Source organism: Rhodococcus sp. NJ-530 (genome assembly GCF_003860625.1).
In the GTDB taxonomy this organism is placed as follows: domain Bacteria; phylum Actinomycetota; class Actinomycetes; order Mycobacteriales; family Mycobacteriaceae; genus Rhodococcus_F; species Rhodococcus_F qingshengii.
This window is the reverse complement of sequence record NZ_CP034152.1, coordinates 957,847-973,097: the sequence shown is the minus strand read 5'-3', so window position 1 is coordinate 973,097 and position 15,251 is coordinate 957,847. Positions and strand designations below refer to the sequence as shown.

The 15,251-nt window shown below is 62.6% G+C and carries 15 protein-coding genes; 3 read left to right on the top strand and 12 right to left on the bottom strand.

What is annotated here, in order from left to right; all coding sequences use genetic code 11:
- Nucleotide 1: 1 nt before the first annotated feature.
- The 7 genes from EHW12_RS04550 to EHW12_RS04520 form a co-directional block, all read right to left on the bottom strand.
- A complete protein-coding gene (locus tag EHW12_RS04550; RefSeq protein ID WP_007734340.1) occupies nucleotides 2-1,060 on the bottom strand; it encodes an MCE family protein in 1,059 nt (352 codons plus the stop codon).
- Nucleotides 1,057-2,076: an MCE family protein gene (locus tag EHW12_RS04545; RefSeq protein ID WP_007734337.1), complete on the bottom strand. Its 1,020-nt coding sequence runs from the start codon at nucleotides 2,074-2,076 to the stop codon at nucleotides 1,057-1,059. Before EHW12_RS04545 ends, EHW12_RS04550 begins: the two co-directional genes overlap by 4 nt.
- Nucleotides 2,076-3,260, bottom strand: a complete 1,185-nt coding sequence (locus tag EHW12_RS04540) for an MCE family protein (RefSeq protein WP_003945815.1) — start codon at nucleotides 3,258-3,260, stop codon at nucleotides 2,076-2,078. Before EHW12_RS04540 ends, EHW12_RS04545 begins: the two co-directional genes overlap by 1 nt.
- 11 nt (nucleotides 3,261-3,271) lie before the next feature.
- Complete coding sequence (locus EHW12_RS04535) at nucleotides 3,272-4,123, bottom strand: ABC transporter permease (protein ID WP_003945759.1); 852 nt, start codon at nucleotides 4,121-4,123, stop codon at nucleotides 3,272-3,274.
- 64 nt (nucleotides 4,124-4,187) lie between these two features.
- Nucleotides 4,188-4,952 carry an ABC transporter permease gene (locus EHW12_RS04530; protein WP_003945687.1) on the bottom strand — a complete coding sequence of 255 codons (765 nt, stop codon included), beginning with the start codon at nucleotides 4,950-4,952 and terminating at the stop codon, nucleotides 4,188-4,190.
- A gap of 502 nt (nucleotides 4,953-5,454) precedes the next feature.
- Entirely contained in the window at nucleotides 5,455-6,372 is a 918-nt protein-coding gene (locus tag EHW12_RS04525; RefSeq protein ID WP_007734334.1) for a 3-oxoacyl-ACP reductase, read from the bottom strand.
- A gap of 109 nt (nucleotides 6,373-6,481) precedes the next feature.
- A complete protein-coding gene (locus tag EHW12_RS04520) occupies nucleotides 6,482-6,673 on the bottom strand; it encodes a ferredoxin (protein ID WP_007734330.1) in 192 nt (63 codons plus the stop codon).
- Between the two features lie 265 nt (nucleotides 6,674-6,938).
- On the opposite strand from EHW12_RS04520, the gene EHW12_RS04515 reads away from it, so the two are divergent.
- The 3 genes from EHW12_RS04515 to EHW12_RS04505 all read left to right on the top strand — a co-directional run bounded on the left by EHW12_RS04515 (nucleotide 6,939) and on the right by EHW12_RS04505 (nucleotide 10,947).
- On the top strand, nucleotides 6,939-8,120 hold the full coding sequence (locus EHW12_RS04515; protein WP_003945878.1) for an acyl-CoA dehydrogenase family protein: 1,182 nt from the start codon (nucleotides 6,939-6,941) through the stop codon (nucleotides 8,118-8,120).
- A 12-nt stretch (nucleotides 8,121-8,132) separates the two neighbouring features.
- Nucleotides 8,133-9,254 carry an acyl-CoA dehydrogenase family protein gene (locus EHW12_RS04510; protein WP_125050329.1) on the top strand — a complete coding sequence of 374 codons (1,122 nt, stop codon included), beginning with the start codon at nucleotides 8,133-8,135 and terminating at the stop codon, nucleotides 9,252-9,254.
- 61 nt (nucleotides 9,255-9,315) lie between these two features.
- On the top strand, nucleotides 9,316-10,947 hold the full coding sequence (locus tag EHW12_RS04505) for a long-chain-fatty-acid--CoA ligase (RefSeq protein WP_125050328.1): 1,632 nt from the start codon (nucleotides 9,316-9,318) through the stop codon (nucleotides 10,945-10,947).
- 9 nt (nucleotides 10,948-10,956) lie between these two features.
- Here EHW12_RS04505 and nagB read toward each other — a convergent pair whose 3' ends face one another.
- The 5 genes from nagB to EHW12_RS04480 are packed head-to-tail and all read right to left on the bottom strand — an operon-like array spanning nucleotide 10,957 to nucleotide 15,251.
- The gene (gene nagB, locus EHW12_RS04500; RefSeq protein ID WP_125050327.1) at nucleotides 10,957-11,736 is read right to left on the bottom strand and encodes a glucosamine-6-phosphate deaminase; all 780 of its coding nucleotides are present in this window, start codon (nucleotides 11,734-11,736) and stop codon (nucleotides 10,957-10,959) included.
- A gap of 11 nt (nucleotides 11,737-11,747) precedes the next feature.
- Complete coding sequence (locus EHW12_RS04495) at nucleotides 11,748-12,932, bottom strand: amidohydrolase family protein (protein ID WP_125050326.1); 1,185 nt, start codon at nucleotides 12,930-12,932, stop codon at nucleotides 11,748-11,750.
- A complete protein-coding gene (locus tag EHW12_RS04490; RefSeq protein ID WP_125050325.1) occupies nucleotides 12,929-13,621 on the bottom strand; it encodes an SGNH/GDSL hydrolase family protein in 693 nt (230 codons plus the stop codon). The genes EHW12_RS04495 and EHW12_RS04490 overlap by 4 nt, the downstream gene beginning before the upstream one ends.
- Nucleotides 13,618-14,325 carry an N-acetylmannosamine-6-phosphate 2-epimerase gene (locus EHW12_RS04485; RefSeq protein WP_064688572.1) on the bottom strand — a complete coding sequence of 236 codons (708 nt, stop codon included), beginning with the start codon at nucleotides 14,323-14,325 and terminating at the stop codon, nucleotides 13,618-13,620. Before EHW12_RS04485 ends, EHW12_RS04490 begins: the two co-directional genes overlap by 4 nt.
- Nucleotides 14,322-15,251: an ROK family protein gene (locus EHW12_RS04480; RefSeq protein ID WP_125050324.1), complete on the bottom strand. Its 930-nt coding sequence runs from the start codon at nucleotides 15,249-15,251 to the stop codon at nucleotides 14,322-14,324. Before EHW12_RS04480 ends, EHW12_RS04485 begins: the two co-directional genes overlap by 4 nt.

Genomic DNA, 15,251 nt, shown 5'->3' with positions numbered 1-15,251 from the left:
GTCATTCTCCCGGCCCCCTGATCGTCGGTGGAATACCGGGGAAGAAGTCTTCCAGGTCGCCCGGAACCTGCTCGGGCGCGACGCTGGTGTCCACCAGGGTCTTCCACCAGTTGCTCGGCAGAATGTTGATGATGAAGGCGTCGAAGAACGGGCCGCTGGCCACGGTCTCACCGAGCGCGGTGATGTACGGTCCGAGTCCGTCGAGCGCTCCCGCGATGTTGTCCTTGTTCTGCTGGAGAACCTCGGCGACCGAATTCAGCTTCTCGAGGGTCGGCCCCATCTGAGCCTCGTTCTCCTGCACCAGCGCTGACAGTTGACGTGAGACTGCGCCGGTGTTGACGATCAGTTCGCTGATCGCGTCACGCCGCAAGCTCAGTTCGGCAAACAGCTTGTTGCCGTCGACCAGCAACGAATCGATCTGACCGCTTCTGTCGGAGAGGATCTTGGTGACATCTTCGGCCCGCGAGAGCAATTGGAGCAGGCTCTCGTCGCGTGAGTTGATGCTCTGCGAAAGCCGCGTCATTCCGTCCAACGCGGTGCGCAGTTCGGGCGGAGTATCGGCCAGCGTGTCCGAGATCGCGTTGAGCGAATCGTTGATCTGTTCCGTGTCGAGTTCGGACACCGTTGTCCCGAGGTCACCCAGAGCGTCGTTGAGCGAGTACGGGGAGTTGGTGCGTTCGACCGGAATCGGCGTGTCCGTCCGCAACAGTCCGGATCCTTCCGGCCGTACCGCCAACGACTTTCGCCCGAGAACCGTGTTGGTCTTGATATCAGCCGCTGTCTGCTCGCCCAGGGCAACACCGTCCTGAACGGTGAAGGTGACCAACACCTTCTGGTCGTCGAGTTCGACGTCGCTGACCTTGCCGACCTTCACGCCGGCCATGGTCACGTCGTCGCCGGTGACCAGGCCGCCGGCATCTTGGAAGTACGCCGAGTAGCGAATGCCACCGTTGATGAACTGGAGTTGATCGTATTGAAGCGCGGCACCGACGGTTGCCACCGCCAGGGCGAGACCGATGACACCGATCTGTACCGGATTACGTTCACGGGTTGGGGTCATGAGACTTTTGCGCACCTTCCCGTGTCCTGAACTGCCGTGGGCAAGATGATCGTCGTCCCGTCGGGTCCGGAGAACTTGAAAGTGTTGGCGCACAGATAGAACTGGAAGAACGCTCCGTACGTGCCCACTCGGATCAGCTTCCGGTAGTCGGACGGCAGACGATCGAGAGCGGTGTTGATGTCGTCCTTGCCCAGGTCCAGCTGCGTCATCGTTCGGTTGGTCTCCCCGATCAGCGTCTGAATGTCCGGACGTGTCGCCTGCAGCAACGACGCGAGATCTCCCGTGGCACCGGCGATCTCGGTGATCGAATTACCGATCGGGCCACTGTCCTTCGCCAATCCACTGACCAACTGCTGGAGCTGATCGATCGTGGTGGAGAACTGATCGCCCTTGTCGTTGATGGTGCCGAGTACGTCGTTGAGATTGGTGATGACGTCCCCGATCAGCTGGTCTCGGTCCGCCAACGTGCTGGTGAACGAACTGGTGTTTCCCAGCAACGAAACCAGCGTTCCGCCCTGGCCCTGGAGTACCTGCAGCAGGGCCCCGGAGAGGTCGTTGACCTGCTGCGGGTCGAGCGAACGAAGCAGCGGCTTGAATCCGCCGAGCAGCAGATCCAGATCGAGAGCGGGCGACGTCTGATCGACCGGAATGGATCCTCCCGACGGAAGCGTCTCGGTGGAACCGGCGCCCTCGAGCAGTTCCATGTAGCGATCGCCCACCAGGTTCTCGTAGCGCACAGTCGCTTTGGTGCTCTTCATCAGCGAGTACTTGGTGTCGACGTCGAACTCGACCTCGGCCTGGTTGGAGTCACCGATGGACACTCCGGTGACCGACCCGACAGGAACACCGGCGATGCGGACCTTGTCGCCGGACTTGAGTCCCGAGACGTCCGAGAAGGTGGCGTGAAATCCGTTGCTGCTGCTGAAGCGCACCTGACTGAAGACGATCGCCAGTCCGGCGAAGATGACCGCCATGACGACGGTGAAAATCAGCAGCTTGACCGTGGTCGGTCTCATCACTTCCCGTCTTCCTGCTCGTAGGAGTCACCGAAGAGATACTGGAAAATGGTCGGCACGGTAACGCGCAGTTCGGTGTTGGGAACGAAGGGCACGTTGCCGGTGTTGGTGACTGCGAACGGTGCATGCCCGTCGACCTTCGGATCGAATTCGGGCAGACCATAACAATTGGGTCCGCCGGAGGCCGCGACCTTGGGGAGAGATTGCGGATTCTGGTACGCCTCGGCGCCGTACATGAAGCTCGCACTCAGCATCAGCGCCGCTTTGTCCCCGGTGCCTGCCAGTGGCTCGAACTTGATCCGACCGTCGTTCAATCCGACGATGAAGCACGTCAGACCCGACGAGTACTTGTCGAGCAGGGTCGTCGTCGCGGTCAGAGTGTCGAGGGCGGTGGTCAGGTTCTGCTCGTTGTCGGTCAACAACGCGTTGCCGGTGTCCGCGAGGCCGGTGACGTTGAGCAACAGCAAGTCGAGGTTTGCCTGCTCGGCCACGATCGATCCGCTTGTCGCGGTGGCATTGTCGAGGATGCGCATCAGATCCGGTGCCACGTCGGCGTACAGATTGGTGACATCGGCGGCGCCGACCAAGTCTTCCTGGAGCTGCGGTAGAACCGGATTCATCTTCTTCAGATAGGTGTCACCGAGCTCGAGAACCTCACCCAGCGACTCGCCGCGCCCGTTGAGTGCGGTGGAGATCGCGCCGAGTGTGGCGTTGAGCTTTTCCGGTTCGATCTTCGCGAGCACGTCCGAAAGATGTTCGAAGACACTGTTGAACTCGACGGTGACGCTGTCCGAAGCGATGACAGCACCCTCCTGGATCGGTTGGGTCGACGGATCGTCGGGAATCACGATGTTGACGTACTTCGCACCGAACACCGTGGTGGTCTTGATCTCCACCCGGGCGTTCGACGGAATCTTCGACATCTGGCCCGGATCCATCGCCAACTTCAGGTTTGCCTGGTCCCCGACGAGTGAGATCGACTCGACGCGGCCGACCTGCACTCCGCGCAACTTCACCTTGGCATTGGGTTCCATGACGAGGCCGGCACGCGTGGACGTCACGGTGATGGGCGTGCTCTTGGTGAACCCACCCGAGAACATGGTGAGAGCAACGGCGACGATCGCCACGAGTCCGAGGACCAGGCCGGCTGCGGCCAACTTCTTGTGCCATCTGGGTACGGTCATCGCTTGCCCGCCTATCCCGACAGGTTGAAGTTGCCGGACCCGCCGTAGATGGCGAGTGAGATGAGCAGGGTGACCGTGACGACCGCGATCAACGAGGCGCGCACTGCGTTACCCACCGCGACACCGACGCCGACCGGGCCACCGGTTGCGTTGAAGCCGTAGTAGGTGTGGATGAGCATGACGGCCAGCGCCATGACTATCGCCTGGGCGAACGACCACAGTATGTCCGTGGGTATCAGGAAGGTCGTGAAGTAGTGGTCGTACACGCCGCCGGACTGGTTGTAGAGGAACACCGTCGCAAAGCGGCTGGCGACGAACGACGCGATCACCGCCAGTGAGTACAGCGGGATGATCGCGATCATGCCGGCCATGACGCGGGTGCTGACCAGATACGGAATCGACGGGATCGCCATCGTCTCCAGCGCGTCGATCTCTTCGGAGACGCGCATCGCACCGAGCTGCGCGGTGGAGCCGGCGCCGATGGTCGCGGCGAGGCCGATTCCGGCGATGACCGGCGCTGCGATGCGAACGTTGATGAAGGCGGCGAAGAAGCCCGTCAGTGCTTCGACGCCGATGTTGCCCAGCGAGCTGTAGCCCTGAACGGCGATGGTGCCACCGGTGAACAGTGTCAGGAATCCGACGATCACGACGGTGCCACCGATGACGGCGAGCGCACCGGTGCCCATGCTGATCTCGGCGATCAGTCGCAGAGTTTCACGTGGATAGCGCATCAGCGCCTTGGGAGCGTGACCGAGAGCCTTCGCGAAGAACAGCGCTTGATCACCGATGCTGTCGATACTGCGAGAGATCGAACCGATCTGTCGACGTGTGCGCGGGAAGCGTCCCGCTGCGGCCAACGCCATCAGATCTCCTCCCGTCTGTCGTTTGTCGTTCTGTCCACTTCGATCTCTCCGACTGCCGTGGGCCTCATCCGGCCGTCAACTTGATACCGATGGTCGTGATGAGCACGTTGACGACGAAGAGCGCCATGAACGCGAACACGACGGTCTGGTTGACCGCGTCACCGACGCTCTTGGCGCCGCCTTTGACGTTGAGTCCGAGGTAGGCCGCAACCAGGCCGGCGATCATGCCGAACAGCCCTGCTTTGACCATGGAGAGCATGAGCTCACCGAATCCGGTGAGCAGTGTGATGCCGTTGACGAACGCGCCGGGGTTCACGTCCTGGATGAACACGGAGAAGACGAAACCGCCGAGGATGCCGATGGTGCAGACCAGTCCGTTGAGGAGCAGCGCCACACCTGTCGACGCGAGCACTCGGGGAACGACCAACCGGTGGATGGGATTGATCCCGAGCACCTTCATGGCGTCGATCTCTTCGCGGATGGTTCGGGCCGAAAGATCCGCGCAGATGGCGGTTGCGCCGGCGCCGGCGACGATCAGCACGGTGACGATGGGGCCGACCTGCGTGACGGTGCCGAGGGCAGCTCCGGCACCGCTGAGGTCGGCTGCACCGATCTCGCGCAAGAGAATGTTGATGGTGAAGCTGACCAGCACCGTGAACGGGATTGCGACCAGCACCGTCGGCACCATCGAGACTCGCGCCACGAACCAGGCCTGATCGATGAACTCTTGACGCTGGAAGGGGCGGGAGAAGACTGCCCTCAAGGTTTGGGCGGACATCTGAAAGAAGCCACCGACCGCTCGTAATGGCACCTCGACGAGGTCTACCATTCGCCCTCCTCGTCCTTGGTTGCCGCAGTACTGTCTGTTCTCATAGTCCAGCCCCCGACAGCTTGTGACTCAGGTCATATTAACTAGAACGTGTTCACCTGTCAAAAACAAGTGTCCAACTCTAAGAAGTAGCCTCACGGCGACGATCCGAAACCCGAAGGTTCGGGCCATGGGAAGCATCCCTTTTCGGTGCGAATTTCGCCGAAATATCCTGGAAATTAATACTTTTGAATGATCAGCGCTTATCGGCGCCGGATCGAGACCCTGCTACCGCGCCAGCCTTGACCGGGCACGTCGATCGAATACCGCATCGTTCACAGGAATGCAAAATTGGAACACAGTCTAGTTTTTTCGAGACCGTTGGTCTCGTTGTAGAACGCAGGCAGAGTGCCGCGCCCACCGACTCGTGAACACGCTATTTCTACCAGGAAGTGGACACGTAGACCGTCTAAGTGTGAACAACGGTTCTACGTGTCGCGCACCTGAGAATCAGACCCGTCGATCAGCCCAACGCGCGCAGGGCCGCCGATGCCGAGAACATCTTTGCCGGGTCACGGTCAGCGAAGTAGTCACCCATCACCGCGGACAGCGTTTCCGGCGACCAGGAATCTCCCTCTGCGTCGAACCTCTGCTCGACGACGGGCGCCGCCATCAGCGCAACCATCGGTCCGTACACCACGAATACCTGACCGTTGACGGCGTCGGCCGCTGGTGATGCCAGGTACGAGACGAGCGAAGCCACGTGCTCGGGCGAGAGTGGATCGATGCCGTCGGCCGGCGCGTCACCGAACACACCTTCGGTCATCGACGTCCGTGCCCGCGGGCAGATCGCGTTGGCCCGTACGCCGTAGCGCGAGAGCCCACGTGCGGCCGACAACGTCAGCGCCGTGATTCCGGCTTTTGCAGCGCCGTAGTTGGGCTGCCCTTCCGGTCCGAGGAGACCCGCCTCCGAAGAAGTGTTGACGATGCGCCCGTACACCGGCGCCCCGGCTTCCTTGGATTTCGCCCGCCAGTAGGCAGCGGCGTTGCGGCACAAGAGGAAATGGCCGCGAAGGTGCACTTCGAGTACGAGATCCCAGTCTTCGTCGGACATGTTGAACAGCATCCGGTCGCGTACGACCCCTGCATTGTTGACGACGATGTCGACACTGCCGAACTGCCCCTGCGCTGCTTCCATCAGAGCGTCGGCGGTAGAACGCTCACCGACGTTGCCTGCCACGAATTCGACCTTGGCGCCGAGACCACGGATTTCCTCGAGCGTCGCTTCGACGGCCTCGTTCGGGGCCAGATCGTTGACGACCAACGAAGCACCGGCCTTCGCCAGACCGATGGCCTCGAACTTTCCGAGCCCCGATCCGGCACCGGTCACGATGGCGACCTTGCCTTCGAGACTGGTTTCTGGGCTGTTCACAGCATTCATCGAAGCGCTCTCCCGGTTCTCTGCGGTCGTGTGTCGAGTTACCCGGCTCGATTGCCGTGACCCACGAGTTCGCAACTTTAGAACGTGTTCTTGTTTTGGGCAACCATCGTCATGGATGTTCGGTCAGTGCCGCGCGCGGGCACTGAGCGATCGCGGAACGGACATCCTCCCAGCGATCCTCCGGTGGGCGCACAGAACTGATCACGAGCTCCTCGTTGTCGTCGAGGTCGAAAATATCGGGCGCGATCCCGACGCACACACCGTTTGCCTCGCAACGGTCCAGATCAACCCTGACCTCCATGGCGATTCCTCTTCTCTACTCACAACTGCTCACACGAACACGGATACGAAACGAGTGCCGCAGGGCTGTGCCGCACACCGTTCCTGGCGATAACACTAGAACCTGTTTCAGTCGTGTGCAATGATTCGAAAAAGTACCGAGAACGGACGTCGAACGATCCGCCGGCGACGGCGAGGGCGCCCCTTGTCGCCGATGTACGCATCGATAGAACCTGTGTCAATCGAATGGTTGACGCTTTGATTCGTATCTCTATGGAGAGGTAACCATGCACATCACCTACACCCCTGAGCAGCAACAGCTCCAGGAGGAGTTGCGTGCCTACTTCGCACAACTGATGACTCCCGAGCGGCGTGAAGCGCTCGCCGCCACGACGGGTGAGTACGGCGAAGGCAATGTGTACCGCGAAGTCGTCGCGCAGATGGGCCAGGACGGCTGGCTCACCCTGGGTTGGCCGAAAGAGTACGGCGGACAGGAACGCTCCGCGATGGACCAGCTGATCTTCACCGACGAAGCCGCCATCGCCGGTGCACCGGTGCCGTTCCTGACGATCAATTCGGTAGCGCCGACAATCATGCATTTCGGTACGGACGAGCAGAAGGCCTTCTTCCTGCCCAAGATCTCTCGCGGTGAGCTCCACTTCGCGATCGGCTACTCCGAGCCCGAGGCCGGCACCGACCTGGCCTCTCTGCGCACGTCGGCGGTCCGTGACGGTGACGATTACGTCATCAACGGGCAGAAGATGTGGACCAGCCTGATCCAGTACGCCGATTACGTGTGGTTGGCGTGCCGCACCGATCCGGAAGCCAAGAAGCACAAGGGAATCAGCATGCTGATCGTCCCCACCACGGCAGAAGGCTTCTCCTACACACCGGTTCACACCATGGCCGGCCCCGACACCAGCGCCACCTACTACCAGGACGTGCGGGTCCCGGCGTCGTCGATCGTGGGTCAGGAACACGGCGGCTGGGCACTGATCACCAATCAGCTCAACCACGAGCGCGTTGCCCTCACCTCGGCCGGACCGATTCTGACCGCGCAGCGTGAGGTCCGCGAGTGGGCACAGAACACCAAGCTGCCCGACGGCCGACGCATGATCGACCAGGAATGGGTGCAGATCAATCTGGCTCGCGTGCATGCCAAAGCCGAGTACCTGAAGTTGATGAACTGGGAAATCGCCTCCGCAACCGATCACGCTCCCGGCCCCGAAGCTGCGTCCGCCAACAAGGTGTTCGGTACCGAATTCGCCACCGAGGCTTACCGCTTGCTGATGGAAATCCTCGGATCCTCCGCCACGATCAGGCAGAACTCCCCCGGCGCTCTTCTGCGCGGCCGCATCGAACGTATGCATCGTTCTTCGCTGATCCTGACGTTCGGCGGCGGTACCAACGAAGTGCAACGCGACATCATCGGAATGACAGCTCTGCGGCTTCCCGCATCGAAGCGATAAGGACCCACGATCATGGAATTCACCCTTACCGAGGCCCAGCAGGACCTGTCCGGCCTGACACGATCCGTAGTCACCGAACTGGTCACCAACGATCGCCTTCGTGAACTCGACGCCGCGGAAGACCGCTTCGACGCCATCTTGTGGAATGCGCTGGCTTCGGCCGGCGTCCTCGGTGCGGCCCTTCCGGAATCGGTGGGCGGCGACGGATTCGGTGTCCTCGAGCAGTGCAGCATCCTGGCCGAACTTGGCCGCGGCGTCGCAGCTGTTCCGTTCCTGACGTCCATCGTCGGGTCCGCCGCAGCGATAGCCGAATTCGGCTCGGACAAGCAGCGCGACGACTGGGCGAGCGCTGCCGCCGCCGGCGAGAAGGTACTCACCGCGGCCCTCGCCGAGGAATACAACGACGACCCGGCCCACCCCGTCACGCGTGCCGAGAAGACCGCCGAAGGTTGGCGCATCGACGGAGCCAAGATCACCGTCGACAGTGCACCGCTCGCAGATCTGTTCCTCGTCCCCGCCATCACCGAGGACGGCGTCGCGGTCTTCCTCGTCGAACCGTCGGACGCGGGCGTGAGCATTACCAGGCAATCGACCACAGATTTCTCGAGCGCGGGTCTCGTCGAATTCGATTCGGTGCAGATCTCGGCCGATCGTGTTCTCGGCTCGGTTGCCCAGGGATCGGACATCGCGGCGTGGATCGTCGAGCGAATTCAGCTCGGTTCGACCGCCTACCAGTACGGAGTGCTCGATCAAGCGTTGAAGCTGACCGCCGAATATGCCACCGAGCGTGTGCAGTTCGGTCGACCGATCGGTAGTTTCCAGGCCGTGGCCCAGCGCCTCGCAGACGGATACATCGACGTCAAGGGTGTTCGTCTGACTCTGTGGGCTGCCGCGTGGCGTCTGAGCGAAGGACTTCCTTCCGACGGCGCTGTACAGACGGCCAAGTTCTGGGCTGCAGATGCGGGACACCGTGTCGGGCACACTGCGGTTCACGTTCACGGCGGTGTCGGTCTGGACGAGGACCATCCGGTTCACCGCTACTTCCTCGCGGCCAAGCATCACGAGTTCCTGCTCGGCAACGCAACGGATCAGCTTCGCGCGCTCGGCAAGGTACTTGCCGCAGTCCCTGCCTGAGTGCGTCCCACCGAGTGGAAATCCATGACCTGGTCCGAGACGAATCGATGATGATGCAGCTATGAGTCAGAGCCCCACTGTTTCCGATCTACTCCTCGGAGTCAGCGAGATCGACGACCGCGGTATCCGTTTCGAGGACCAGGTCATCACCTGGCGCGAGCACGTTCAAGGCTCGTTCGATCGAGCAGCGCTGCTGGACACGCTGCTCGATCGAACGCGCCCCAGGCATTTCGGACTTCTGATGGAGAACGTCCCCGAGTTCTCGCTGCTGCTCGGAGCGGCATCGTTCTCGGGTTCGGTCGCCGCCGGGCTGAACACGACCAGGCGCGGCCCGGCATTGGCGCGAGACATTGCGCTCTCCGACTGCCAAGTCATCTTCACCGAGAACAACCAGGCACATCTACTCGACGACGTCGATCTCGGCGACGTCCGGGTGATCAACGTGGATTCTCCGGCCTGGGCGGAATTGTTGGCGCCCTTCGCCGATACGCCGGCCTACGCGTCGACGGCGCAGCCCGACGATCTGTTGATGCTCATCTTCACTTCCGGAACCAGCGGTGATCCCAAAGCGGTTCGGTGCACGCACCACAAGTTGGCCTCTCCCGGCGTCATGCTTGCCGATCGTTTCGGGCTCGGCGCCGACGACGTCGTCTACATGGCGATGCCCATGTTCCATTCCAACGCGATGATGGCGGCGTGGACGGTCGCGCTGCACGCTCGTGCGGGAATTGCCATGCGACGCAAGTTCTCCGCTTCGGGTTTTCTACCCGACGTTCACAAGTACGGAATCACGTACTCCAACTACGTCGGAAAGCCGTTGTCCTTCATCGCTTCCACCCCCGAGGTGCCGAACGAGCGGGACAACACCTTGAAGATCATGTACGGCAACGAGGGTTCGGCGCCCGCCGTCGCCACCTTCGTCCGGCGCTTCGACGCTCGCGTCATCGACGGGTTCGGTTCCACCGAGGGCGGCATTTCGATCTCCGCGGCACCGGTTCCCCGGCCCGGCGCCCTCGGACTGCTCCCGGACGGCGTCAAGATCCTCGATCCCGAGACCGGAGCGCCATGCCCGCCTGCAGTCTTCGATGCCGACGGCCGGATCACCAACGCCGACGAGGCAACTGGTGAACTGGTCAATGTCACCGGCCCAGGCACGTTCGCCGGGTACTACAAGAACCCGGAAGCCGACGCCGAGCGAATGCGCAACGGCCAGTACTGGAGTGGCGATCTGGCGTACACCGACGTCGACGGTTACGTCTACTTCGCGGGACGCAGTTCCGGTTGGCTGCGAGTGGACGGCGAGAACATCGGTGCCGCACCCATCGAACGCTCCCTGGTCGGTTACCCGGGCTTCGCGCAGGTGTCCGTGTACGCAGTCCCCGACAGCGACGTCGGCGACCGCGTCATGGCGTCGGTGATTCCGGTCGGCGATGTCGACAACTTCGACCCGGCAGCCGTAGCCGAATTCATCGATTCCCGGCCGGAACTCGGGCCGAAGCAGAAGCCGACCTTGATCCGAGTGTGCAGTGAGTTCCCGAGAACGGCGACGTTCAAGGTGGTCACTCGAACGCAGAGCGCCGAACGCTGGAACACCTCCGATCCGGTGTGGATCCGACGGCGTGGAGAATCCGACTTCCAATTACTCACTCCCGAAATGGCACTCGGCCTCGAGAAGACGCGAGAGCCCGTCTAGCCCGATATCTCAGTAGTGCTGAGCAAGCGGTTTGTGCGCCGACACCGTTTTGTAGAACTCGGTGAGCCGGAGCTGTGATGCCGCTGCATCGTCGATCACCACCGTCGCGTGTGGATGCAGTTGGAGGACCGATGCCGGGCACACCGCGGCCAGCGGCCCCTCGACGGCAGCGGCAATCGCAGCGGCCTTGTGCTCGCCGGTCGCGATCATCACCAGATGCTTTGCTTCGCAGATAGTTCCGAGGCCCTGGGTGATCACGTGCCGTGGTACGTCGTCCGGACTCTCGAAGAATCGGGCGTTGTCGGTTCGAGTCTGTTCCGTCAGCGTCTTGACCCGGGTCCTCGAATTCAGCGAGGACGTCGGTTCGTTGAAACCGATGTGACAGTTGCCGCCGATGCCCAGAAGTTGTACGTCCACCGGACCATTCGACGCAATCGCCCGGTCGTAGGCTGCCGCGGCGGCAAATGGATCCGACGCGGTTCCGTCGGGGCTGAATACCCTTGCCGCGTCCAGGTCCAGGTGATTCACCAGCTCCGTTCGGATGACCTGGGCATACGACTCAGGGTGGCCTTCCGGCAGGCCGACGTATTCGTCCAACAGGAACGCCTGCACGCCGGCAAAACTCAACCCTTCCTCGCGGTGACGGCGCGCGAGTTCGCGGTACACCGAGAGCGGTGAAGATCCTGTCGCCAGGCCCAAAGTCCGTGCACCTGAATGCACCGCGTGTTCGAAGATGTCGGCAACAACGGTGCCGGCCGCCTCCGCACTGTCGACAATGACAATTTCCATCGGTTGATTCCTCAGCTTTCGGTGTAGTTCATGAGCCAGTTCCCAGCGGCCATGACGGCGCGGGTTTCGAGTTCTGGACCGGTGACGATCAGATCGGCGCGGCAACCCGGCACGAGATCGCCGACCATTCCGGCCAGCCCCATCAGCGAAGCAGGCGTTGCCGTCGCTGCGATGACAGCCGAAAGCAGATCGACGCCGGCGTGATTGACAGCCCGGCGGACTATGTCCATCAACCGACTCGTCCCGCCGGCAATGGCCGTTTCCCCCTGGCCGGCCAATCGCGCCACGCCATCGATCACGTCGACGTCGAGAGGCCCGAGTGGGTAACGGCCGTCGGGCATTCCGGCGGCAGCCATCGCGTCGGAGACCAACGCGATCTGATGCGGACCGACAAGATCGAACACCGTCGCCACCGTCTCGTCGGCCAGATGTACTCCGTCCCCGACCAACTCGACCACCATCTGTCCTTTCGCAGCCGCGGCAAGACATGCCGCCACTGCGCCGGGAGCACGGTGATGCATCGGAGCCATACCGTTGAACAGGTGAGTGGCACTGAGCGGTGCATGCGCCGAGTGTGCGATCGAACGTGTCGCAATCGGGTTGGACGCATCGGTGTGTCCGATACTCACGACGGCACCGTGACGCTCCAGCAATGAGGCAAGTTCGCCGAAGTGTGCTGTCTCCGGAGCGATCGTCATCGAGCGGATGTGCCCGCGGCCGGCTTCGAGCAGCGACTCGAGCAGAGCCGGGTCGCCGTCGAGAATGCTGTCGAGATCCTGGGCGCCACAACGGAGTACCGACAGGAATGGACCTTCCAGGTGAATTCCGGCCAGCGTACCCTCGTCCACCAGTCCTGCCAGGAGCTCGATGCGACCGCGCAGGATCTGCGGCGGCGCGGAGACGAGCGAGCCGATCACCGAGGTCGTGCCGTTCGTCCGGTGGTGATCGGCAGCCACGGTGGATCCGAACTCGTCTGCCTCGGGGAAACCGAATCCGCCGGCGCCGTGGCAGTGAACGTCCACCAACCCCGGGATGATCGTTGTCCCCGCAGCTGCCCGTTCGGGTAACGGGTCGGTTCGCTGCGACGCGGGCCCTGCCCACACCACACGATCACCGGAAATCTCGACGACCCCGTCCGGAAGCAGTTGCCCACCGGTCACCAGTTGTCCACGCAGAATTTGTCCACGAAGTATCACGACATCACCTGCGGTACAACGGGAACTTCGGGATCTGCGATCGACAACTCGCGGAGCACGGCGTCCGCGAGCACGTAGTGCCCTTGTTCGTTCGGATGGAATGCGTCAGCCAGGAGAGCCGGCGGTGGACCATCGGGAGAATGGGCCGTCCACTGCGCGTAGTGGTCGACGAACACCACGCGCGTCGAGGCGGCAACCTGCCGCACGACCTCGACGTACTGAACCAATCCCGCTCTGGTGGGCGCATTCTCGACGTCGATCGGTGGCGGCGTCTGCAGGATCGGCACTGCACCGATCGCTCGCGTCCGGAAGATCGTGTCCGAGAGGTCGTCTCGAAACCGCTCCAGTCCTTCTTCGCCATCCAATGCGTCATTCGTACCGAGCATGATCAACACCACCGAGGGTTCGAACACTTCGATGCGGTGTGCGAAACCCGCACGCACATCGGAGGATCGATTGCCGCTCACCCCGGTATTGACAAGGACGTGGTTGAACAAGGAAAGTTCACCACGGACGCGCTCGGCGCAGTGTTCGACGTAACTTCGATGACCGTCGGTGTGCGTCAATCCTTGAGTGATGCTGTCGCCGGTGAAGACCCACCGTATCGGCGTCGAGGAGTCGCCGAGCAAAGTCTCCAGCCGAATCCGTTCAGCGGTCCTGGATTTCAGAGCCTTCGACGTCGGGGTCACACCCTCGACCTTTCGGCGCCCGATACTGCGGCTGCAAATTTCGACGTGATGAACGCCGGATCCGTGATTGCGGTTCCGACAACCACCGAGTCTGCACCCAGGGCGATGGCACGTGCCGCATCCTCCGGGCTGTGGTATCGCCCCTCGGCAATGAGGACTGCATCTGGAAGTGCCTGCCGCAGTTCCGAGATCAGCTCCAGGTCCGGGCCGGCCAGCCGTCGGCTGTTCTCGGTGTATCCCGCCAGTGTGCTGGAGATGATGTCGGCGCCCGCCGCGGCGGCAGCGACGCCGTCCTCGAGTGTTCCACAGTCGGCCATGACGAGGCCGCCGCGATCATGGACCGCGTCGACGGTGTCGGCAAAGGTCAGCCCATCCGGACGAGGTCGCAGCGTGGCGTCGGCAGCCACGATCTGCGCACCCGAATCCACGACTTCGAGGGCTGATTCCCTTGTCGGCGTGATGAACACGCCCTCCGAGCCGATCTTCGTCAAACCGATCACCGGTACCTTCACTGCCGACACGACTGCGGCGACATCCGGGGTTCCGCCCACACCGCCGCAGCGGATCGCCACTGCACCGCCGTCGACCGCAGCGCGGGCCATCCTCTCGATGGTCCCGGTGTCGCGCAGGGCATGGCCATGCCCGGCCTGACAGGACACGATCAGCTTCCCGCTGATGATCGTGAGCAATTCTTCGACAGTCACGGTGTTACCTCGATTCGTGTTGCGGCGGCCAGGAGCGCAGCTCCGACGAGCGGTGCATCGGTGCCCAAACGGGCAGGAAGAATGGCGGTTTCGGCAATGGGACCCATCGCTTCCACCCGGAAAGCGGACGTCAGCGGCGACAAGAGGTCGGCTCCGATCTGGGCTGCGCCGCCGCCGATGACGATCACCTCGGGATCGAATGCGGTGGCGACGCCGGCCAGGACTCGGCCGAGCAGAGTACCGGCGTCGGTGACCACGGCACGGGCGATCGGGTCGCCGGAGCGCATGAGTGCCACCACCTTCTGCAACGGTTGAGTGGGCACACCCGCCCGCGCTGCGTACTCGGCCTCCATCGCCGGGCCAGAGGCGACTGCCTCGAGGTGATCGGTTCTACCGCAACCGCAACCTATCGCCCCGGAGACCGGAACCAGCAGATGCGCGAGTTCGCCGGCTGTTCCGTGGGCGCCGTGATACAGCTGTCCGCCCACGGTCAACGCGCCACCGATTCCAGTACCGATCGAGACGAACAGTGCAGAGCTTCGACCGCGGCCGGCGCCGATCATGTTCTCGCCGTGGGCCATCGCGCGCACGTCGTTGTCCACCGTCACCGGTAGACCCGAGTGCGCCTCGAGTTCTCCGCGAACCTCGGCGCCACTCCATCCGGACAGAATGTCGGAGGCGAAGACGACGCGGCCACGCACCCGATCGATGATTCCCGGTGCACCGACTCCGATTCCGGCTACGGGGTGATTCGTCCTCAGACGGTCGACCAACGCGGTGGCGGTCTCGAGAACAGCCTCCCTACCAGCCGTCGGTGTTGCCGCACGAACCGTGTCGATCACGTCTCCGTCGGACGTCACCACCGCAGCAGCCACTTTGGTGCCGCCGATGTCGATACCGATCCATCGCTTCTGCCCAGATGTCAT